Source organism: Nibribacter koreensis (assembly GCF_039541795.1).
Lineage (GTDB): Bacteria > Bacteroidota > Bacteroidia > Cytophagales > Hymenobacteraceae > Nibribacter > Nibribacter koreensis.
The window spans coordinates 798,719-820,053 of sequence record NZ_BAABGX010000002.1; the positions used below are offsets into that span (position 1 = coordinate 798,719).

The 21,335-nt window shown below is 50.1% G+C and carries 17 protein-coding genes and 1 tRNA gene; 11 read left to right on the forward strand and 7 right to left on the reverse strand.

The annotated features are described in order from the left end of the window. Positions 1–37 precede the first annotated feature (37 nt). Positions 38–1,324 carry a UDP-N-acetylmuramoyl-tripeptide--D-alanyl-D-alanine ligase gene (locus ABD880_RS10675; protein WP_345165635.1) on the forward strand — a complete coding sequence of 429 codons (1,287 nt, stop codon included), beginning with the start codon at positions 38–40 and terminating at the stop codon, positions 1,322–1,324. Positions 1,325–1,437: 113 nt separating this feature from the next. Here ABD880_RS10675 and rfbC read toward each other — a convergent pair whose 3' ends face one another. Both rfbC and ABD880_RS10685 read right to left on the reverse strand, forming a co-directional pair. Beyond that, the gene (gene rfbC, locus ABD880_RS10680) at positions 1,438–1,980 is read right to left on the reverse strand and encodes a dTDP-4-dehydrorhamnose 3,5-epimerase (protein ID WP_345165637.1); all 543 of its coding nucleotides are present in this window, start codon (positions 1,978–1,980) and stop codon (positions 1,438–1,440) included. Positions 1,981–2,106: 126 nt separating this feature from the next. Further along, positions 2,107–3,222 (reverse strand): glycosyltransferase family 4 protein, encoded by a 1,116-nt coding sequence (locus ABD880_RS10685; protein ID WP_345165640.1) that lies wholly within the window; start codon positions 3,220–3,222, stop codon positions 2,107–2,109. 141 nt (positions 3,223–3,363) lie between these two features. On the opposite strand from ABD880_RS10685, the gene ABD880_RS10690 reads away from it, so the two are divergent. From ABD880_RS10690 to ppk1, 4 genes are all read left to right on the forward strand, one after another. After that, positions 3,364–4,068, forward strand: a complete 705-nt coding sequence (locus ABD880_RS10690) for a SirB2 family protein (RefSeq protein WP_345165642.1) — start codon at positions 3,364–3,366, stop codon at positions 4,066–4,068. Positions 4,069–4,206: 138 nt separating this feature from the next. Next, positions 4,207–5,415: a GTPase HflX gene (gene hflX, locus ABD880_RS10695; RefSeq protein ID WP_345165644.1), complete on the forward strand. Its 1,209-nt coding sequence runs from the start codon at positions 4,207–4,209 to the stop codon at positions 5,413–5,415. Between the two features lie 247 nt (positions 5,416–5,662). Beyond that, the gene (locus ABD880_RS10700; RefSeq protein ID WP_345165646.1) at positions 5,663–6,160 is read left to right on the forward strand and encodes a SixA phosphatase family protein; all 498 of its coding nucleotides are present in this window, start codon (positions 5,663–5,665) and stop codon (positions 6,158–6,160) included. Positions 6,161–6,227: 67 nt separating this feature from the next. Then, positions 6,228–8,312 carry a polyphosphate kinase 1 gene (gene ppk1, locus ABD880_RS10705; RefSeq protein ID WP_345165649.1) on the forward strand — a complete coding sequence of 695 codons (2,085 nt, stop codon included), beginning with the start codon at positions 6,228–6,230 and terminating at the stop codon, positions 8,310–8,312. A 120-nt stretch (positions 8,313–8,432) separates the two neighbouring features. Here ppk1 and ABD880_RS10710 read toward each other — a convergent pair whose 3' ends face one another. Continuing rightward, a complete protein-coding gene (locus tag ABD880_RS10710; RefSeq protein WP_345165652.1) occupies positions 8,433–9,482 on the reverse strand; it encodes a DUF6268 family outer membrane beta-barrel protein in 1,050 nt (349 codons plus the stop codon). Positions 9,483–9,609: 127 nt separating this feature from the next. Beyond that, the gene (locus ABD880_RS10715) at positions 9,610–13,359 is read right to left on the reverse strand and encodes a bifunctional metallophosphoesterase/BamA family protein (RefSeq protein ID WP_345165654.1); all 3,750 of its coding nucleotides are present in this window, start codon (positions 13,357–13,359) and stop codon (positions 9,610–9,612) included. Between the two features lie 407 nt (positions 13,360–13,766). Here ABD880_RS10715 and ABD880_RS10720 point away from each other — a divergent pair, with 407 nt between their 5' ends. Further along, positions 13,767–14,954, forward strand: a complete 1,188-nt coding sequence (locus tag ABD880_RS10720) for a Pycsar system effector family protein (RefSeq protein ID WP_345165656.1) — start codon at positions 13,767–13,769, stop codon at positions 14,952–14,954. 99 nt (positions 14,955–15,053) lie between these two features. Here ABD880_RS10720 and ABD880_RS10725 read toward each other — a convergent pair whose 3' ends face one another. Continuing rightward, positions 15,054–16,217: a DUF2652 domain-containing protein gene (locus ABD880_RS10725; protein WP_345165658.1), complete on the reverse strand. Its 1,164-nt coding sequence runs from the start codon at positions 16,215–16,217 to the stop codon at positions 15,054–15,056. A 275-nt stretch (positions 16,218–16,492) separates the two neighbouring features. After that, positions 16,493–16,693, reverse strand: a complete 201-nt coding sequence (locus tag ABD880_RS10730; protein WP_345165660.1) for a hypothetical protein — start codon at positions 16,691–16,693, stop codon at positions 16,493–16,495. A gap of 338 nt (positions 16,694–17,031) precedes the next feature. Here ABD880_RS10730 and ABD880_RS10735 point away from each other — a divergent pair. After that, positions 17,032–17,103, forward strand: a tRNA-Arg gene (locus tag ABD880_RS10735). Between the two features lie 354 nt (positions 17,104–17,457). On the opposite strand, the gene ABD880_RS10740 is transcribed toward ABD880_RS10735, so the two are convergent. Then, a complete protein-coding gene (locus ABD880_RS10740) occupies positions 17,458–17,829 on the reverse strand; it encodes a T9SS type A sorting domain-containing protein (protein ID WP_345165662.1) in 372 nt (123 codons plus the stop codon). Positions 17,830–17,992: 163 nt separating this feature from the next. Between ABD880_RS10740 and ABD880_RS10745 the strand changes: the two genes are divergently transcribed. The 4 genes from ABD880_RS10745 to ABD880_RS10760 all read left to right on the forward strand — a co-directional run bounded on the left by ABD880_RS10745 (position 17,993) and on the right by ABD880_RS10760 (position 21,312). Further along, positions 17,993–19,108 carry an NAD(P)/FAD-dependent oxidoreductase gene (locus ABD880_RS10745; protein WP_345165664.1) on the forward strand — a complete coding sequence of 372 codons (1,116 nt, stop codon included), beginning with the start codon at positions 17,993–17,995 and terminating at the stop codon, positions 19,106–19,108. A 105-nt stretch (positions 19,109–19,213) separates the two neighbouring features. Then, positions 19,214–20,326, forward strand: coding sequence for a type III polyketide synthase (locus ABD880_RS10750; protein WP_345165666.1), 1,113 nt, complete (start codon positions 19,214–19,216; stop codon positions 20,324–20,326). After that, the gene (locus tag ABD880_RS10755) at positions 20,316–21,056 is read left to right on the forward strand and encodes a methyltransferase domain-containing protein (RefSeq protein WP_345165669.1); all 741 of its coding nucleotides are present in this window, start codon (positions 20,316–20,318) and stop codon (positions 21,054–21,056) included. Before ABD880_RS10750 ends, ABD880_RS10755 begins: the two co-directional genes overlap by 11 nt. Then, positions 21,049–21,312 carry a hypothetical protein gene (locus ABD880_RS10760; RefSeq protein ID WP_345165672.1) on the forward strand — a complete coding sequence of 88 codons (264 nt, stop codon included), beginning with the start codon at positions 21,049–21,051 and terminating at the stop codon, positions 21,310–21,312. The genes ABD880_RS10755 and ABD880_RS10760 overlap by 8 nt, the downstream gene beginning before the upstream one ends. The last annotated feature ends 23 nt before the right edge of the window (positions 21,313–21,335 follow it).

The window sequence follows — 21,335 nt, forward strand, 5'->3', positions numbered from 1 at the left end:
TGTGATTCATCCTGATTTGATTAAAGCTACAGAAAATATGGCGGAGCTAGTAGAAACCCTTTATCAAAAATACCTGGAGTGCCGGAAAGTGAGCACAGACTCGCGCGCCGAGCAAGACAACACGCTCTTTTTTGCCCTGGACGGTCCCAACTTCAAAGGCAGCGTCTTCGCAGAGCCTGCCCTGGCCAAAGGCGCCCGCTATGCCGTGGTACAAGATCCAGCCGTCACTGGTCCTAACATCATACAGGTGCCAGACACCTTAGCTGCATTACAGGCCTTGGCTTTGCATCATCGTCAGCAGTTGTCTATTCCATTCATTGGCATTACGGGTTCTAACGGTAAAACCACTACCAAGGAGCTCATCAACGCGGTGCTCAGCCAGAAATTCAACGTCCTCTGCACCAAAGGCAATCTCAACAACCACATTGGGGTACCCTTGACGGTGTTGAGCATACAACCAGACCATGAGCTGGCCATCATTGAGATGGGCGCTAACAAACCCGGCGACATTGCTGAGCTCTGCTCTTACGCCCTACCCACGCATGGCATCATCACCAACATTGGCAAGGCGCATTTAGAGGGTTTTGGCAGTCTGGAGGGCGTGGCCCGCACTAAAAGTGAATTGTATGTGCATCTAGACAATGTGAGTGGTACTGTGTTTGTGAATACCGCCAACGAGCACCTCATGCGCATGAGCCGCCGCATTGAGAAGAAAGTCACCTATTATGGCCCACAAGATGATTATTCTGCTGAGTTGCTGCAAGCCGCTCCGCAAGTCATTTATCGCGCCGCCAACGGAGAGACTGTGCATACGCATTTGATGGGTTCCTACAACTTTGAGAACATGGCCGCGGCCGCCTGCATTGGTCAATATTTTGGCGTGCCGCATGCGCAGATTAACGCCGCCATTGCCGGGTATGAGCCCACCAACAACCGCTCTCAGATTGTGCGCAAAGACACCAACACCATACTATTGGATGCCTACAACGCCAACCCCAGCTCCATGGCCTTGTCTGTGTCTAACTTCGCGCAGATGGAAGGCGACCAAAAAGTAGTCATCTTAGGAGACATGCGCGAACTGGGTCAGGAAAGCGAAGCCGAGCATAGATTACTAGGCGAGCAGTTAGCCCAGCAGAATTTTACGCAGGTCTTCCTCTGCGGCCATGAGATGCGCTACGCCGCCGAGGTCAACCCCGACTTCCGGTACTTCGCAGAGAAAAGCGCCCTGGAAATCTGGCTCAATGACCACCCAGTTAGAAACAGCCATGTATTGATTAAAGGCTCTCGTGGAATAGGCCTAGAGACGGTAGTGGATTTGCTGTAAGTCGTTTTTGGCCTTTTTTCTGGGAAACAGGCCAAAAACGGGCATTGCGTATACAAAGAAGGAGGCCTTTGCTACGATAGCAAAGGCCTCCTTCTTTGTATGCATCTATTTTCTTAGAAAGGAGATTCTAACTCCGCTAGCGTCGGTAAGATCTCGTCCTTTTCAGACACCAATGGGTTCTCTATTCCCCACTCAATCCCCAAGGCAGGATCATTCCAAAGCAGACCGCCCTCAGACTCTTTATTGTAGTAATTACTGCACTTGTACTGGAAAACGGTACCCTCCTCCAAAGCTACAAATCCGTGGGCAAACCCGATAGGAACAAAGAACAGGTTATGTTTTTCAGTGTCAAGCAAACACGTTGCATATTGCCCATAAGTGGCAGAGTCTTTACGCAAGTCCACCACTACGTCTAATGCTCTCCCCACTACCACACTCACTAACTTTGCTTGAGCATACGGGGGCTTTTGAAAGTGCAGACCTCGCAAAACACCTTTCTTAGAGATGGATTTATTGTCCTGCACAAACGTCTCAGTGATACCTGCTTCTGCAAACAATCTGGCGCTAAAAGTTTCCAAGAATGCTCCTCTCTCATCTGCGAATACGCGCGGCGTGATTTCTACTACCCCTTCTATAGGGAATTTCTTTATTTCCATCTTGTTTTTGTGAGTGAATGAGAGATTGAATGATTTTGAGAATTGGCTTGAGGTGAAGACGTATTATTTTGAAATTCAGCCACCTATCCCATTTAACTATTTTCAAATCTTCACATCTCCTAATTTTCAAATCCTTTTCCCAGCGGCGCCTTCTATGGCTGCAAAATAACGATCTATCACGTATTTCTCATCAAATTTTTCCTCGGCTAGCTGGCGGCTGTTCTGGCCCATGGTCTGCAAGGCCGTGTCTGGCAGGGAGAGTACTTGTTGCATCTTCTCGGCGAGGTCTGCGCCGTTTCGAACTTCGCAGAGGTAGCCATTGTAGCCGTCTACTACCGTTTCTTTACAGCCGGGCACGTTGGTGGTGACAATGGGTTTGCCCAAGGCGGCGGCTTCTAAGAGAGTGCGCGGTGTGCCTTCGCGGTAAGAGGGCAGCACGATGCAGTCTGCGTTGCGCATGACACCGGCCACGTCATCTGAGGTGCCCAGGTATTCCAGCCAGCCCTCTTGTGCCCACTGCTCTACCAAGGTACGCTTAATACCAATGTTGCCTTCCTCGTCAATGCCGCCCAACAGTTGAATGCGCACCTCTGGGAATTTGGCTTTCAGGATCTTGCTGGCTTCTACGTATTCTACCAGGCCTTTCTCATACAACGCACGGGACACCATTAAAAAAGTAAACGGCTCATGGCGCTGGAACGGCGCGGGCTGGAAACGCTGGGTGTCAATGCCCGAGCCGGGCAGGACTTCGGTGATGGACTCGCGCACCAGCTTGCGCTCTAGGAAAAGGGCCTTGTCATCGTTGTTCTGGAAGAATACCTTGGCCGGGAACCGGAACGAGAACTTATACAGCGCCATGGCTACTTTTGACACCAGGTTCTGCACAATGAAGACCGTCCCTAAACCCGACACGTTGTTAATGGTAGGAATACCGGCCAGCTTGGCGGCAATGCTCCCGTAGATGTTGGGCTTGATGGTGTACTGCAGAATCACATCGGGCTTTACTTGTTTATAGGCCTTCAGGAAGTTCTGGATCAGGAGCAAGTCTTTGAGCGGATTGGTGCCTTTGCTTTCCATAGGCAGGTGCAGGAACTGGCATCCTTCGGTTACCAGCTTAGCGGAGTAAGCGTCTTCTGGAGCAATGGCCACCACCTCATGACCGGCGGCCAACAAAGCCTTGACTAGGCTCAGCCTAAAATTATAGATGTTCCAGGATTTATTGATGACAATGGCAATGCGCATAGACTAGAATAAAGGGCAAAGATACAAGGGTTTTAACAGAACCTGTCCCTATACGTAATTCTGCGGCTGGGTATGGATACTTCATGGGTATTGTGCTTACTTTGTGCCAAATCCATTGCGTTTACGTCCAAATAAGACCTCATGCCTATTACCGCTTTCTTGCACACGCACGTTTTAGTAGTCATCCTGTTTTTGCTGTTGTTCCTGACAAAGGCCGTTTTGTTGTTCTTGGGTAAGCATGACACACTCAACAAGGTGCGCTCGTCTACCAAGGTGCTGGACATGGTCTTTGGGACGTTGATCTTAGTCACGGGCGGCTATCTTACGCTAAAATACAATGGGCCTCTGCCCACTTGGCTGCTGGTAAAAATATTGCTGGTTTTGGCGGCCATTCCTATTTCTATTGTAGGCATTAAGCGTCACAGCAAAGCCTTGACCTTTTTGGGCATTCTTATTTTCCTGTACGTGTATGGCGTAGCCGAAACCAAAAGCATGAGAATGTCCCCGGCCCAAGAAGAACAGGTAGCTACTAGGGAGAATCAACAGGAAGAAGTGCAACCCCAGGCGCCCAAAGCTCCTGTCAACCCCATTCTTTTGCAGTTAGAAGGCACTCATTTACAAAACACCAAGGCCATTTACACCCAGCTCTGCGCCACCTGCCACGGCCAGGACGGACAGAAAGGCATGAGCGGGGCATCTAATTTACAGCAAAGTACGTTGAGCGTAGAAGACCGAAAGGCCGTCATTGCCAACGGTAGAGGCCTCATGCCCGGCTATGGATCGCAGTTGAGCGAACAAGAACAAGAGGCATTAGCCCAATACACCACCATGCTAAATAATGATTAATGAATAGTGATTAATATAGAGTTTGAGACTCCTCGTTTTTTGCCTATTTTCTGGAAAACAAGCCAAAAACGACTACTCCTTAGCCTAATAATCACCATTTATTAATCATTATTCACTGGTCATTAATCATTACTATAGATGAAGAATACAAAACTCCACGTAACCGCCAAAGAACAAGAAACGGCAGTGTTGGTATCGGTGCCGGAATGGCGCCAGACAGATGAGAAGACGAAGGAGTACCTGGACGAACTGGCCTTCTTAACAGAGACCGTGGGCGCCAAAACCCTCAAACGCTTCATCCAGAAACTAGACAAGCCCGACATGCGCACCTATGTGGGCAAAGGCAAGTTGGAGGAGATTGTGGCGTTTGTGAAAGAGCACAAGGTAGACATGGTCATCTTTGATGATGAGCTCTCCCCGTCGCAGGTGCGCAACCTGGAGCGTGAGCTGGAGGTGAAAATCATTGACCGCAGCTTGCTCATCCTGGACATTTTTGCGCTACGGGCGCAGACCGCCACGGCGCGCGCGCAGGTAGAACTGGCCCAGTACCGCTACATGCTGCCAAGACTGACCAACATGTGGACCCACTTGAGCCGTCAGAAAGGCGGCGGCGTGGCCATGCGCGGACCAGGTGAAACGGAGATTGAAACGGATAGACGGATTGTGCGCGAGAAGATAGCCTTGCTAAAAGAGAAGCTGGAGAAGTTTGACAAGCAGAACTATGAGCAGCGCAAGTCCCGCACCGGCGTGGTGCGCGTGTCTTTGGTAGGGTATACCAACGTGGGCAAGTCTACCATCATGAACCTGCTCTCCAAGTCAGACGTGTTTGCCGAGAACAAACTGTTCGCCACGGTAGATGCCACGGTGAGAAAAGTGGTGATTGACAACATTCCGTTCCTGCTTTCAGACACGGTGGGGTTCATCAGAAAACTACCTACCAAACTCATTGAAAGCTTTAAGTCTACCCTGGATGAGATTAGAGAGGCAGATTTGCTTTTGCACGTGGTGGATGTATCCCATCCGTCCTTTGAGGAGCACATCCATGTGGTCAATGAGACGCTCAAAGACATCCAGTCAGCAGACAAGCCGGTGATTCTGGTGTTCAACAAGACAGACTTGTACCTGGAGAAGCGCGAGCAGGAGATGAAAGAGGACAACCCAGAGGCCCTGCCCGAGATCGCCGACCTTAAGTCTACCTTTATGGCCAAAGAACACGCGCCGGCCATCTTCATCTCGGCTACCAACCGCTCCAACATTGACGAATTGCGGGAGGTCTTGACCAAGGAAGTAGCCAAGCTCCATTTTGAGCGCTACCCTAACGCCGGCAAGCAAGCCGACGAGTATTAATTCCGTTTTTGGGCTATTTCCTGAAAAACAGCCCAAAAACGTTGCTCCTTTTGTTCTGGAGGACATCATCCACAGCAGCGGGCTCTCTTTTAAAGGGAGCCCGCCGTGGTTTTAGAGCAATCCTTAAAAGTCTGGACACAGGTTTGTAGAGACAACTATTTAGGGGCGCAATCAGTAAAGAGAGAAGCCACAGAGACTCCGCCAGGTGGGTGGTTCTTCTTGTGGCTTTTTCTTTAGTGAAACCCGCATGAAAACTCTATACCTCTTACGCCACGCCAAATCAAGCTGGAAGTTTGAAGACCTCAGCGACCATGATCGTCCCTTGGCCAAGCGCGGCCGTACAGATGCTCCCCTCATTGGGCAGGAGCTTAGTGAGCGCAAGGTAAACCTAGACTTAATGGTTTCTAGTTCTGCGGTGCGCGCCCTTTCTACGGCTACCTTGGTGGCCAAAGAACTGGACTATGATCCTGAGAAGATTGGGGTGCAGGAAGAATTGTACCGCATAGACGCCAGCTCGCTGCTTCATTTTGCGCAAGGCATGCCAGATGAGTATGAGCAAGTGATGCTGGTGGGCCACAACCCCACCTTCACAGAGCTGGTCAACATGCTGGTGCCAGACAAGAGCATCGCCAACTTACCTACCGCCGGGGTGGTGGGCATCAGTTTTGACTGCAATCACTGGGGGCAGATCTCCTCAGACAACGCCAAGCTGCTGTTCATGGACATCCCTAAAAATTATCGCTAATGCGGGCCTGCGGTGCCCCGCGCAATCTAAGACTTGAATGGATTCCAATAAGAATACTGAAACACCCGTGCCCTCTCCAAAAACTGAGTCTGACGTGCCCATGCTAAGCCGCGAGCTAAGCTGGCTGGCGTTCAACTACCGCGTCTTGCAAGAAGCCAAAGACCCGCGCGTGCCCCTGCTGGAGCGCCTCAAGTTCCTGGCCATCTTCTCTTCCAACCTGGATGAGTACTTTAAGGTGCGCGTGGCCACCATGCGCCGGCTGGTCAAACTCAAGAAGAAAACCCGCGAGAAACTACAACAAGACCCCGCCGAGGAACTAGACCAGATCCTGGCCGAAGTATCCAGACAGCAGAAGGAGTTTGGCCTGGTGTACCGCAATGAGTTGCTGCCCGAGTTGAAGAAAGAGCACATCTGCCTTATTACAGAGCAAGACGTCACAGACCACCAGCGCGACATTGCCCTGGACTACTTCAAGAAGAAAGTGAAGCCCTTGTTGGTGCCCATCATCTTCAGCTCCAACCCCAGCCCGCTGTTCTTGAAAGACCAGACCGTGTATCTGATGATACGCCTGGTACCAAAGACTGATGGCGAACAAAAACCAGAGCAGTACGCTTTGATGGAACTGCCTACCCATAAACACGGCACCCGCTTTGTGGAGCTTCCGGATGAAAACGGCGACCAGTACGTGATCATGCTGGATGACATCATCAGGATTGGCTTGCCGTCCATGTTCCCAGAGTTTGAGACTGTAGAAGCCTTCGCGTTGAAACTGTCCAGGGACGCTGAGTTGGACCTGGAGGAGGAAATCTCCGGCAACCTCATGGCCAAGATCAAGAAGAGCCTGAAAAAGCGCGAGACAGGTCACCCCAGCCGCCTGCTCTATGACCCTAAAACGCCTGAGCCCATGCTGAGTGAGCTACTGGACCGCATTGGTTTGTCCTCAGAAGAGCTGGTAGTTGGGAGTCGGTACCATAACTTCAGGGACTTCTTCGGATTTCCTATGCTGGGCCCGGCGCATTTGCAGTATGAAGAGCAGCCCCCCCTGCCCCACCCAGAACTGGAGAAAGCAGAGAGCATGCTGGCCGCCATCAAGGAGAAAGACTATCTGGTGCATTACCCGTATCAAAAGTTTGATTACGCCCTGCGTTTCTTTGAAGAAGCCGCCGTTGACCCTAACGTCATCAGCGTGGGCGCCACCATGTACCGCGTGGCAGACAAATCCAAAGTAGCCAAAGCCCTTATCCTGGCCGCCGAGAATGGCAAACTGGTGACGGTGGTGGTGGAGTTGAAAGCCCGCTTTGACGAAGAGTCTAACATTTACTGGGCCCAGAAACTGGAGAAGGCCGGTGCCAACGTCATCTATGGCGTCCCTGATTTGAAAGTGCATAGCAAGATTGGTTTGGTCACCCGTCAGGAAGAAGGCAAGGCTGTGCATTATGCATACCTGAGCACCGGTAACTACAATGAGAAAACGGCCAAGATGTACACAGACCACGCGCTGTTCACCGCAGATGAGCGCCTCACGCTAGACCTGACCAAGGTCTTCAACTTCTTTGTGGATCGGCAATCAGACAAGCAGTTTGACCACCTGCTGGTAGCGCCGTTTAACCTGCGTGAAAAATTCTATGAACTCATCCAGAACGAGATGCGCCTGGCCCGTGAAGGCAAAAAGGCTTACATGATCATCAAGATCAACGCTCTGCAAGACGAGGGCATGATCAAGCAATTGTATGAAGCCAGCCAGGCCGGAGTCAAGATTGAGTTGTTGGTGCGCGGCATTTGCTGTCTTATACCGGGCGTGCCTAACCTGAGCGAAAACATTGAGGTGCGCAGCATTGTGGACCGCTACCTGGAGCATGGCCGCATTTACTTGTTTGGGAACGGTGGTGAGGAGAAGATGTATGTAGCTTCTGCTGACTGGATGAACCGTAACCTGAGCCGCCGGATAGAAGTGGGCTTCCCTATCTTCCAGAAGGAGCACCAGCAAGAGTTGCGGCACATCCTGGAAATCTTGCGGATAGACAACCAGAAAGCCCGCACGTTCAAGAATGAGTATTACATTTCTGACACGCCTACCACCACGGTGCGCGCCCAGTACGTCATCTATGATTACTTAAAGCAGAAGGCCCTGGCGGCCGGCTACAAAGTTTAATCCCTTTTAAAATGTCACCAAACAAAATGGCCAGCCGGTTGCAACCGGCTGGCCATTTTGCTTTTAACTGAATCACCGTTTTTGGCCTATTTTACAGGAAACAGGCCAAAAACGCTTTCCTTATTGTTTCAAGAATCGTTTAGGCGGCACCAGGAATAGGTCAAACTGCACAAAGCCGGCGTCCTTGATATGGGTTTCAATGATTGGGTCTGAGTTGGGGTCGTTACCGTTGTGCACGTTAAAGCGGTGGTTGTAGCGGTACCCACCCTCAACTCCAAACCAGATGAAGTCATAAATCTCACGCTCCCATCTCAGCCTGGCCCTTATCTCTGATTTGCGCAACTCTACGGTTTCATTGTTCATGAACGGCGGGCTCACGGTCACGTTGTAGCTGGCTCCTTCTACTTTGTACCCGGCAAACAGCAGGGATTTCTCTGACAGGTTGCGGCGCACGGTCAAGTTAGCCGGAAAGATGGACTCTATGCCCCAGCGGTCGTTGAAGGTGCGGTTGTAGAGCACGGCCGGGTAAATGGACCTGCGTCCAAAGGTGTAGCCAAACTGCGCCCCAAACCCGTAGGAGAAGAGAGGACTTTTCTTCCAGCCAAAAATAGCCTCTACACTGGTTCTTAAGTACTTGTCAAATGAAATATTGCTGTACTTGCCATAGTCTCCGTTAAGTTCTCCTTTCACGCGCAACAGCAGGTAGTTTTTCTCATTAAAGGGTTTGAGCATGATCACCTGCCCATCTAAGGACCGCAGGTCTTTGTCCTGCAACTGCTTATAGAGCGGGTACTCTAGTCCTTCTGGTTGCTTAAAGTTGAACTCCTCCAGAAAATAGCTGACCCCAACGACCATTTTAAAATGCGGCCTGTTGATGACGGGCGCATAGGCCTTTATCTCAAACTTGTTGTTGCGCCGTACGTCGGCCTCGGCGTTGCCAATGTCCTCGCGCTTGCCTTCAGAATGAAGACCAAAGCGGGGCAGCATCTCATAGCGCACCACCAGGCCTTTGCTGCGGCCCATGCCTACCACAGACGGGTTGGCCAGCTCCTTTGGGTCTTCCTGGGCTCTTGCTGTCTTAGCTGAGTCTGAGAGTATTTCTTGGGCTATGGCTTGCTCACTTACGCCCAGAAGGGCGGCACTCAGTACCAAAGAATAAATGTTTTTCATAGTTTAAACGGGTGCCACAGGCCAGACTTTCTCCTTTCTGTGAGGGGGCATGATTTTGTGGTTGGTCACTCAAACACACAACGGACTTTCTCAAACGTGCAAGACCGCCAGAAAGATGTGCTAGCTTTTAAAACAAGAACCCAAAGTTGAGGTTGAACAGGCCTTCATCATCTCCTACAGAATACGTGGCGTTGACCACTGCCTGCTTTAACACATCAATCCAGATGCCGCCGCCAAGGCCACGGTGTATCTTGTTAGAGTCTTCATTGTCCTGCCACACACGGCCGTGGTCTACCAAGCCCATGAGGCCAAACTTGCCCGGGAACAGGTACACGTTGAACTTAAAGAGCTCCACGCGCAATTCGGTGTTCTGGTAAAGGCTGCTTCTTCCGGCAAAACGGGTTCTTCTGTAGCCTCTCAGGTTAGAAAGCCCACCCAACGTGTTGGCCTGGTAGAACGGGAAATCCCCGAAGTTGTGGGCCCCGCCAAACCTGGCCGCCAAAGTCAGCTGGAACGGCAGGCGCGGCCCAATGTAAAAGACAAACTCTGAGCTGTAGCGGCCAAAATTCACCTTCTCCTCATCCAATTGGTGGTTGTAGCTAAACTCATGCAACCACTTGATGCCAATGCGCGGGTTGATGGGCGTACTAACGGCTTGCAAATTCAAGAAGCCCCGCACGCCGGTATAACGGTCTTTGTTGAAAACTTCATCACCATAGACCTCATCTATAAAACGCCCCGGCGTTGACTGCACCTGGTACTGGTCATACAAGGGCCCAATACCCATATGTATGAAGTGGAACAAAGACGTGTTGATGGTAGGCGAGATGAACAGCCTGGACTGGCGCACGCGGTGAAACTCTGTGTCTCCCAGTGACTCTGTCTCATTGCCCAAGCCGTAGAAGTTGAACTGGTACTGCGGCCCGTACAAAGCGGCGGTAATGCCCAGGTCCAGACCATCATTTAAGACCTGCTTGAACTCTGCGTTGTAGCGCACATTGTAGGCGCCGGTGGCAAAGGCATAGTTGGCGCGCAGGTAATGCTCAGAGGCATAGGGCTTCTTCCTGAATTTGTGGTTGCGGTACAGAACGCCGCCGCCCAGGAACAAACCGTCATCTACGTTGTATTCTACTGCCAGCCTTGGCCCAAAGTAGGCTATCTTATAGTTGTCCCGGTCATAGAGATTGACATCCTCAAAATCCTCGGTCTTGTCCTCGGTCTCTGAACTGAAGTTGAACACGTTCTTCTCCTGGGTGTTGTCATAGACCTTTGTTTTACGCACGGCCCCTTTCACGGTAGACTTGTCTACAATGGAGTCGTTGCCCTCGCCGGCCAGCACGCGCACCATAATGCCGCGCTTGGTGGCACCGGTCAATTCAAAAACGTCATCGCCGCCCAAACCGTACAGGCGTATTTCTTCGGTCTCACCGTGCAGGAAGGTGCGTTGGTATAAGACTTTAGAAACTTCGCCCTCCTTGTTGATCTTGCGCATGGTCACGCGCGTGGTATCATCAAAGCGCTCTACCAGGAACATCTCGCGCTTGTCACTGCCAGAAATGTCCACCACCTCAGAAAGATGCTTGTAGTATTTGGCGGCCACATCTGGTAAAAGGTCCCTTCTGGATTTGAGTTTGGCGGCAATCTCTGGACCAGAGATAGGATACACTTCCTTGGGCAGTTGGCGCACCGCCTCTTCAATGGCGGCGTCTGTCATGTCTGCCTTCATGTTGTTGGCCAGTTCCAGCCACTGTTGCTTGGTCACACTAGACAGGAACGTGCGGTCACTGGTGAGCGCCGTCAGGTTCAAGCCTTTGTAATCCCCAAAGTCATAGCCAAAGTGCTGGAAATTGCGCACGCCCCAGCGGCGGCTCACCAGCCACGGGATAAAGCCGTCTGCCTTAAAGAACGCCACATCACGGTCTTCGGGCACCGGCCTGAAGAGGCGGTTGTCTCCTTTCTGGGTTTCGGCCCAGCGCCATTGGCCCTCGTGGCGGTCCCAGTCGCCAATGAGCATGTCCAGCAGGCGGGCTTTGGCAAACTCTTCTTCGTCTACGCGGTTGTCATGGTCATTGCGCTTACGCTCCAGCACCTTCTCTGTGCCCACCAGGTTGGTGGCATTGCCCAGGCTGGCCACGTCTGAATGGTCCTCATCTGCGTCTTCTTCTAAGAACGCCACCGTGTTACTGAACTCATCCAGGTATTGCCGCAGACGCGGGTCTTTGGGAATGAATACCAACTTGGGGTTGGTGTGGTACACCCCCGCCGCATCAGCTAGTTTGGGAACAATCAAGGCGCCGTAGGGATGCTGGGCAGAGATCTGGTCTTGCAGCAAGTCTCGGGCAAAGGTTTCTTGCAAGGCTACCGGCAGCACCGCGGTTGGATCTTTGTTTACAGAGCGCAACGTGTACTCACGGCCTTCTTCGTTTCTAAGCTTTAGAGAAGAAGTCTGCTTGCCACCACCTTTCTGGTACGGTCTAAGGCCTCCTTTCTCAGTCTCCAGGTTTAACAACGGAATGGTAACGGGTTTTAGCCAGTCTTTGCGGTAATGCTTGCCCAAGAACGTTTCTTTAAACGCGCCGGCTTTGTAGGCTGGGTTGGCTGGCAGCGTGATGGTGCTGTCTGTGTAATCTTCTGTAGACAGGCTAATGCGCTCTTCTTCCTTAGAGGTTTTAGAGTACATAGGTGACCGGAACGTCATCTGTCCGGGATCACCGGCTTTATTACCCGGCATCCAGAACTCCACCCAGGCCTCTCCGTTGCGGTAATAGTTGATTTTAGCGAAGCCTTTCACTTTATGCGCGTACCGGGCGTTGCCCCCGTCACTCACGTGCTGGGTTTTACAGCCAGACCCGCTGATGATGTGGTGCACGCTGCCTAGTTTGCCGTATTGCAGGTTGTGCTCATGGCCGGCCGCGTAGGTTATGTTAGGATATTTTTCAAAAATAGCCGTCAGGCCCTTGATGTAGGCCTGGTAGCTTGGGTGCGGAATGTCTTGGGCAATACCACCATACTTACGCGCCAACGGGTAAATGGACCCAATGATGGGCAGCGGCAGAACCGCCCATTTGTACACAATGGTCAAGGGGAAGATATGGTCTGTGATGGTAAAGAAACCACCGTGTATACCGTTGCTCATTAAGGGGTGGTGGCCCACCACCAGAATGTCTTTGCCGCTGTGCTTATTGATAACGTCTTCTAGCTGTACCAGAAAATCCACCTCATTCACCACGCCGCAGACGTTGTCATTGCCATACGGGCGCTCATACGGGTGCAACCACCACTGCGAATTGATGGCTATCAGGACCACTTCATCGTGTACCAGCACCTCAAACGGGCCGGGGCAGCCGTCACCGGGCACAAAGAAGTCTGTGCCCACCACAATGTTGGTGGTAGTGTCTGTGAGGTACTCCTCTACAAAGCGCTCTTCTCTGATTACGGCCTCTAACCCGTCTGGAGAACCGCTGCCGCCGCCCCAGTCATGGTTACCCGGAATCATGTATTTTTCGCCTTTGTAGCCTTTGAGAATCTCCAGCTGGGCTTTCATGCGGGCCTCTGCGGTCTTGCGGTCATAGGCGCCGGGCTTGGGCAGACCATTCTGGTAAATGTTGTCCCCCAGGTACACAATGGTACTGTTCTCATTGGCCACGTCTAGCTGTGACTTGAGCAATACCAGGTTGGGGTCTGGCTCATCTGTGAGGGGCGCACCGGCATCGCCAATCAAAAAGACACTGTAGATGATCTCAGACGAGTCTTTGGGCGTCTTGTCCTTCCAGTTGATGAGGTCTTTTGAATAAAAGGCTTTGTAAGAAGAAGTGCATGCCCCTAGCAGGCAGAGGGCCAGCAGCGGCAACAGATAGAGTACGTACTTGTTTTTCATGAATTGTATAGTTCAAAAGCCACCCTTGCCCTACGCCTACCTTTCTGGTGCCTTTGCCTGGCAACATACAAGGAAAAGGCCGCCTTTCTTTTTAGAAACGCCAATAGCCCGGGCAAAGAAAACCCAAGGACAAGGTTGCCTCTCTTTTGCCTAAAGACGTAAGGACCGTAAGAAGGTTTACCTAGGAAGAAGGTTCGTTTAAAAGATTAAGAGGGAAAGCGGTGCAATATGCAGTTTCAAATTTGTTTTTGGCCTGATTTCCAGAAAGTAAGCCAAAAACAGATACCACTAGCTTAACCTTAGCCAGCCTTATCGCGTTTTACACTTTGGATTATACCCCAGGCAAAGCTGTGTCTCAAAATTTGTCCCAGAGGCAAAAAAAAACGCTGTGCCACTCCAACGTATTTATGGAAAAAGAAGATCTCATCCGGAAAGCGAGCAACCACGTCGCTGCCCTTTTTAAAGAGAAACTATCAAAGAAGCTTGTCTATCACAACTACAAACACACGTTTGAGGTAGTGCGCGAAGCGCGTCTGCTGGCAGAAGAGCACCACCTGCCCGACGAGGAGATGGAGATTCTCTTGCTGGCTGCCTGGTTTCATGACACGGGCTACATCAACGCCTATAAAAACCATGAGGATGAGAGCGTAGAGTTTGCCACGGCCTTTCTGCGTGAGCATCACTATCCCGAAGAGAAAATAACTCAGGTGGCCCGCACCATCATGGCTACCAAGCACGGCCAGTTGACCCACCACCTCATAGAAGACATTCTGGTAGATGCAGACATCTCCAACATTGGCAAGCCCACGGTTTTTGCGCAAGCAGAACTACTACGCGTGGAGTGGGAAATTTACCTGAATGAATCTTACTCAGACATAGAGTGGGCGCAGTACCAGCTGGATTTCTTGATGTCTGTCAACTTTAAGACGCAGGCGGCACAGGCGCGTTTCTCCAAACAGCTCAATAAAAACATACAGGAACAGCGCGCCCGCCAGAAAGAACTCACCAAGAAGACCAAGAAAAAGGAGAAGGAAGGCCGTGAGACCCTTGCCCAGCCCAAGCGCGGCATTGAGACCATGTTCAAGAGCACCTATGACAACCACATCAGTCTAAGTGCCATTGCAGACAACAAGGCCAACATGATGATTAGCTTAAACGCCATCATCATGTCCATCATCATCACGTACCTGGGTACCAAGAGCTCCATTATTGGCTCGCAGTTTACCCGTAACCCGGTACTCATGATTCCGGTGGGTATTTTGCTGGCCACCTCCCTGGCCTCGGTGATTTCGGCCATCATCTCTGCCCAGCCAGAAGTGACCAGCTTTAGGTTGAAGCCCAACAAATTAAAGAGTAGAAGAATCAACCTGTTGTTCTTTGGTAACTTCACCAAGATTCCTTTAGATGACTTCCAGAGTGGCATGCATGACATTATGCGGGACAAGAATGCGCTCTACAACAACATGATCACAGACATATATTACCTAGGCGATGTGCTCAGCAAGAAATATAGGCTGTTGCGTATTTCTTATACCATCTTCATGATTGGCATTATCTTAACCGTGCTCTCCTTTGTGATTGCCATTGCCAGATAAGCACTTCCTTCTTTTGTAAAAACAGAAGCGGCGGTAAGACACATCTTACCGCCGCTTCTGTTTTTAGCCTGTTTTCTGGAAAAGAAGCCAAAAACGCGTCTAGGCGTTCTTCTTGGTTGGTAGCTCTTTGTTGGCTTGCACGTGCTCGCAAAGCTCTTTAAGGCTCTTCAAAGACTTGCCCATGAGGTCGCGCATCTTCTTACGCCCGAAGGAGTCATAAAAGTAGTCCCCCACTGACACGCGGCTGTAATGGAACTCTAGCGTGAGCAGGGTGGCATGCGGGCTTGCCGCTTGGGCGTTCAGGAACAGAAGCGCGTTAGGGAACATCTTAAAGTTGGTGATCTTCTCAATGTACTCCACCTTGTCTGCAAAGGCCTTAAATTGCAAGGTCTGTATTTCTATGCAGCCGCCCTTCTCCATCTGGCATTTGCAGTAGGTGCCAGAGCGGTCACTTTTAGAGATGTCATACTGCGCGGTTTTCATGCCCTGCATCCAGGCGGGCTTCAATCTATAGTTTCTAATGATGCGGGCCACCAGGTCAAGGGGGGCCTGTACTTTCACCTCTAGGGAGAACGTGTTGGGATAGTGGTTGCGGTTGTGTTCTACCTCTGGATCTGTGACCAAGAGGCGCAAGGGCGTCAGGAAGGCGTATTTATACCGCACCCGGCCCATGTGCTCATATTCTGTGGAGCCTTCGCGCAGCTGGGTCCACTCAAAGCTTTTCTCAATGGCTTCTGGTTTCTGGGTTTTCAAGTAGCCCTCAGACAGCAAGACATACTCAGAGCCCTCTATGTTGTTCTTTAAGAGCCGGTGCGCTAAGATCACGTCCATGCCCATGAGCTTGATATAGCTTTTTATCTGCGTCACGCTAATGCGCCCGTAATGGGCCACAATCTTAAGGGTGAGTTTATTTTCTAAGAGCTGCGTGCCCAGCAAAGACCCATCCCGCTCCATGATCTTTAAGTAGTTCTGAAAATCCAGGAAGATTTGCTTGCACTGGTTTACTACCTCCTCAATAGTTGGTGGCGCACCCAACTTATAAAAAAGAATAGCGTCACCCTGTATCTCACAGACCTCTAGGTTTATGATATTGGCGTCAATGATGGTTTCTAGCAAATCTGCTATGAGGTTGCGGCTGTACTTGATCTTGTTCTCATGCATGAACCGCGTAAAGCCACTTATGTCTGGAATAAACAGCAGGGCAGGCTGCGTGTCATCAGCCTCATCCGGTAAAAAAGCACTGTTCAGTTCAGAAAATTCCATTCAAGGGTTCTTGTCCAATTCTCAATTGAGCCACTAAGCCATGCGCCATGGCAGATGGGCTAGGTAGCTTTGACGCTTATACGAAGATACCGCTCTTTCCTTTGCCTGCTGGGTGGCTGTTTTGAAGTTTTTTTCAAGAATTGGCGCTTATTCTTCTCTTCTACGGCAAGAGCGCCTAAGGCTTAGACGATTGCCGCAAAAGAATGGGCACAAAAAAAAGCCAAGGCTACTCCCAATAAGAGAAACCTTGGCTTTATTTCTAGACGCAAAACAGCTTATGCGTTGGCTTCAGCGTTCTTTGGCTTACGACCTCTCTTAGCTCCTTTTGGCTTGTTCATAGTGTCAGGAATTTGGTTTAGGGCCTCGTTCATCTGACTAAAAATGCCTAACATTAATTGCACGTCTTCCACGTTCTGGCAATCGCGGATAACCTCCATTTGCATTTTGTCAAGCTTGCTTTTTAGTTGCTCTCTCATAGTGATGCTGTTTTTTTCTTGGGTAGAAATTAATAGGTGAGACAAATTTAGAAATTACTCTCATTAATCAAATAATTATCTCTTACTAAATGAAATTACCAAGACAATTTCCCCGTAATTATGTACGCATCAATTAAAAAAAGCGCTAATAAATAATGTATATCTATTTCAATTAAGATTTCCTGAATTAATTCATGTAGCAACGCCCTTTCTAATATACAACTGCCGCTGCATTGCTTTTAGCATAAAAAAGACCTGATGGTTTTATAGACTTAAAAGTAGCAGGCTTATGAGCGCACGGGATTTTCTCTTACATTTGTTTTGCGCCGCCGGTGTTTGGCTATGTAGTTCAACGGATAGAATAGACGTTTCCTAAACGTTTGATCCCAGTTCGATTCTGGGCATGGCCACTACTCACCGGCTGCTCCCCCTCAAAAAAACACCTAGGCCAGAAGGTAGCCACGCACAGGCTGCTCAAATTATGGTTTTGCCCTCTTAACCACCAGCCGGCCACCTGCCTTAATGCTTTTATAAACACGCCGGCCGTTTCTGCGCCAACCTTGTTTACACATGCATTTCTCTTGTGAGCGCCTGTATAATGCGTAGCAAACAAGTGTACATTTCTTGAATAGCCTCTGACCAATAATTTATCTTAATTTACTGGCACAGAAAACCATTTAGATTTGATTTGACCCGCAATAACTGAGCATAAAAAAAGGCAAAGCTTTTTCAAGCTTTGCCTTCCAATAGGTGATTGCGTAGAATTATCGTAAAATAACCTTTCGCACCTCACTATATTCTGCCGCGTCTAATTTTACGTAATACAAACCTTTGGCTAATTTGTTTAAATCCACTGATTTAACAAAGTGACTGGAGGGATCGGTCACCACCTCACGGTACACCACGTTGCCAATTACATTCATAATGCGCAGGTCTGTTTTCTTACCCTCAAAACCTTCTAATGAGATATTGATTACACCATTGGTGGGGTTAGGAAATACAGAGACGCTCCGGGTTTCTGTCTCGGCTTTTGCTTCTACTTTCATATCAGAGGGAAGCGGCGTGGTCTTTCTGACTTGTGCTGGCAACTGGTAAAAGGAGAGGCAAACAATAATTAAAAGTATAAGGTGTTTCATGCGAATCATTTTGCGTTGAGGGCCCAAAAATAGTTGACCTATTGTACCTAGTTTTAACGGAAAGTCGCTAAAATTAGTTTTGGATATTATATGATTTTCTGGCTGTAACAGCCTGTAATTCGTATTTTTCATTGCATTTAATCAATACTTAGAGCTCATAGACATGCAAAACCCAGATGCGGTGATTATTGGAGGGGGCTTGGCAGGTTTAATTACTGCTTTGCAACTATCAGGCCAAGGTAAAAAAGTAGTGCTACTGGAGAAAAAACAGTTTCCGTTTCATAAAGTTTGCGGCGAATATGTTTCTAATGAAGTGCTTCCGTATTTGGGTCAGCTGGGCATAAACCCTGTTCGGTTAGGGGCGGCCTCCATTACGCAGTTTGCGCTTACCTCTCCTAAAGGGAATGTCTTAAGAACTCCGCTGGATCTGGGTGGGTTTGGCATTAGCAGGTACACGCTAGACCATCATCTGTATACAATAGCGCTGGCCCAGGGTGTAGACGTACAGCAGGCCACCGTGACAGATGTGCAGTTTTCAGGAGGGCAATTCTTGGTAAGCATGACAGATGGGCAACAAGTGCAGGCACCCATAGTGGTGGGCGCCTACGGCAAACGCAGTGCCTTAGACAGACGCCTAGACAGAGAGTTCTTCACGGCGCGTTCTCCTTACTTGGCGGTCAAATACCATGTGCGTACCCAACTGCCCAAAAACGAAATAACCCTGCATAACTTCAAAGACGGCTATGCCGGCATATCTGCCATTGAAGAAGACAAGTTCTGCTTTTGCTACCTCACTACCAGGCAGAATCTAAAAGCGCACGGCACCATCGTCAGCATGGAAAATGAGGTGTTGCAGAAGAATCCCTTTCTGAAAGACATTTTCCAGAACAGCAAGTTTCTGTACCCGCAACCTGAGGTCATCAACGAGATCTCCTTTGCCCCCAAAACCTGCGTGGAGAACCATATCCTCATGACTGGTGACACGGCCGGACTCATTACGCCGCTCTGCGGGAACGGCATGGCCATGGCCATTCATTCGGGTAAGCTGGCTTCTGAGCAAATTCTGCGTTTTTTGAACGGCCAACAAACCAGACAGCAGATGGAACAAGGCTATACCAGGCAGTGGCAACGGCAGTTTGGCGCCAGGTTAAAGACCGGACGGCTGGTGCAGCGCTTGTTTGGGCACCCAGTGTTGTCTGAACTGGCCGTGGGTAGTTTAAGAGCCATGCCTAAAGTGGTGCAGTTTATCATGCGCAAAACCCACGGCCAGCCTTTTTAAATTACCGCAGGCAACCACGCCTCTTGCTTTGCAGTATGCCAAGCAAAGGCATCCTTCTCTCCCCTGCACAAAACAAATGCCCCTAATATTGCTTATACTTAAACTATGAAGAGTTACCTCTGCGCCATAGGCACGGCCAACCCGCCCCACGCCCTCCCTCAGCAAAAGATTGCTGACTTCATGGCCGATGCTCTTCAGTTAGACGCCCAGGAAACCCGTAAGCTCAAAGCCCTCTACCGTTTGTCTGGCATTAACACCCGTCACACGGTGTTAGAGGATTACGGCCAACAGAACGGCGACTTCAGCTTCTACCCCAACACGCAAGGCCTGGAGCCCTTCCCTACCGTGGGCCAGCGCATGGGGCAGTTTCAGGAGCACGCGGTGCCGCTATCGGTACAGGCCGCTCAGGATTGCCTAGACCAGATTCCCAACTTTTCTGCCAGCCAGATCACGCACCTCATCACGGTCAGTTGCACCGGCATGTATGCGCCTGGGCTGGACATTGAATTGGTAGAAGCTTTGGGATTGCCCCAAACCGTGCAACGCACCTGCATCTACTTTATGGGCTGTTATGCGGCCTTTAATGCCATCAAAGCGGCAGATGCTTTTTGCAAGGCAGATCCTTCTGCCAGGGTATTGATTGTCTGCACCGAACTCTGCACGCTCCATTTCCAGAAACACAAGGAAACCGATCACCTGGTGTCCAACGCTATCTTCGCGGATGGTTCTGCAGCCGTGCTGGTTTGCGCCGAGCCTCTTACGAATACCGCTTTAAAATTAGAGGCCTTTCATTGTGATTTGGCGCCGTCTGGGCAGAAAGAAATGGCGTGGCACATCCATGACTTCGGGTTTGAGATGACGCTTTCTTCTTATGTGCCGGCGCTCATCAAAGAAGGCATAGGTCAGTTGACGCAGTCTCTTTTGCAGAAACTCCACTTAAAACTAGAGGAGATCAAGCTGTTTGCCATCCACCCCGGCGGACGTAAAATTCTGGAAGTGATTGAACAGGCCTTGGGTCTCACCCAAGCAGACAACCGCTATGCCTATCAGGTATTACGCAACTACGGCAACATGTCCTCAGTGACGGTGCTGTTTGTGTTACAGGCCTTGCTACAAGATGTTCAACCCGAACAGCACCAGGAGCCGGTACTCAGTTTTGCGTTTGGGCCGGGCCTTACCTTAGAATCCATGCTCCTGTCTGTGCACCATGTGGCGTAAGCGAAGTACCCAGCCAGAGCTGATGGATGACCTCACCCTGGCCACCGACGCCCTGCGTCAAAATCTGAAAGAACTGGAGATCATCAACCACTATCTGGGCGGGCATGACGTAGTCCGGAACGGTCTGGACCGAATTCTGGCGCATCCATTTTCGGCCTCTTTTTCTGGAAAAACGCTAAAAATAGCAGACCTGGGGAGCGGCGGCGGAGACACCTTGCGCATGGTAGCCCAGTGGGCACACAAAAGACAGCAGCCGGTGCAACTGGTAGGACTGGACGCCAATGCGTTTATGGTAGACTACGGCACCCGGCACAGCCAGGCATTCCCAGAAATCAGGTTTGAGCAGGTAGACGTTTTTTCAGAGGCTTTCCAACAGCAGGAATATGACATTGTCATTTGTAGTCTGTTCCTACATCATTTTAAAGATGAGGCCTTGATCCAGCTTTTCTCTGGCTTACAGAAACAGGTCAGGATGGCAGTTTTGATCAATGATTTGCACCGGCACCCGCTGGCTTTTTACTCCATCAAAGCCTTGACCAAGGTGTTCTCACGGTCACATTTAGTCAAACATGATGCACCATTATCTGTGGAGCGTGCGTTTATAAAGGAAGATTGGCAAAGGCTACTGTCACAGGCTGGCGTACCGCGGTTTGAGTTGCGGTGGCGCTGGGCATTTAGGTGGCAAGTCGTTTTTGGCCCGTTTTTAGGAAAACAGCCTAAAAATGAATAACTTAGTTTATCACCAACCTTCTAACCCCATGGGCCGAAGTTCCTCGAACAAATCATCCATCCAATTCTGGCTTCTGATCATCGCGTCTGTTTTGTTGTCTGCCTTGGTCATCAGCCTCTTCTTAAAAGCAATCAAAGTGATGTTGTACCTGCTCTTTATTCTTATGCTGGTGCCGTTCATCTACTTCTTTCTTAAACGCACCCTGACACAAGGTTTCTCCAGAGACCGTTTTACCAAGCTCAAGACTAGAGATTAGACAAAAGACGCTAGATGTTAGAT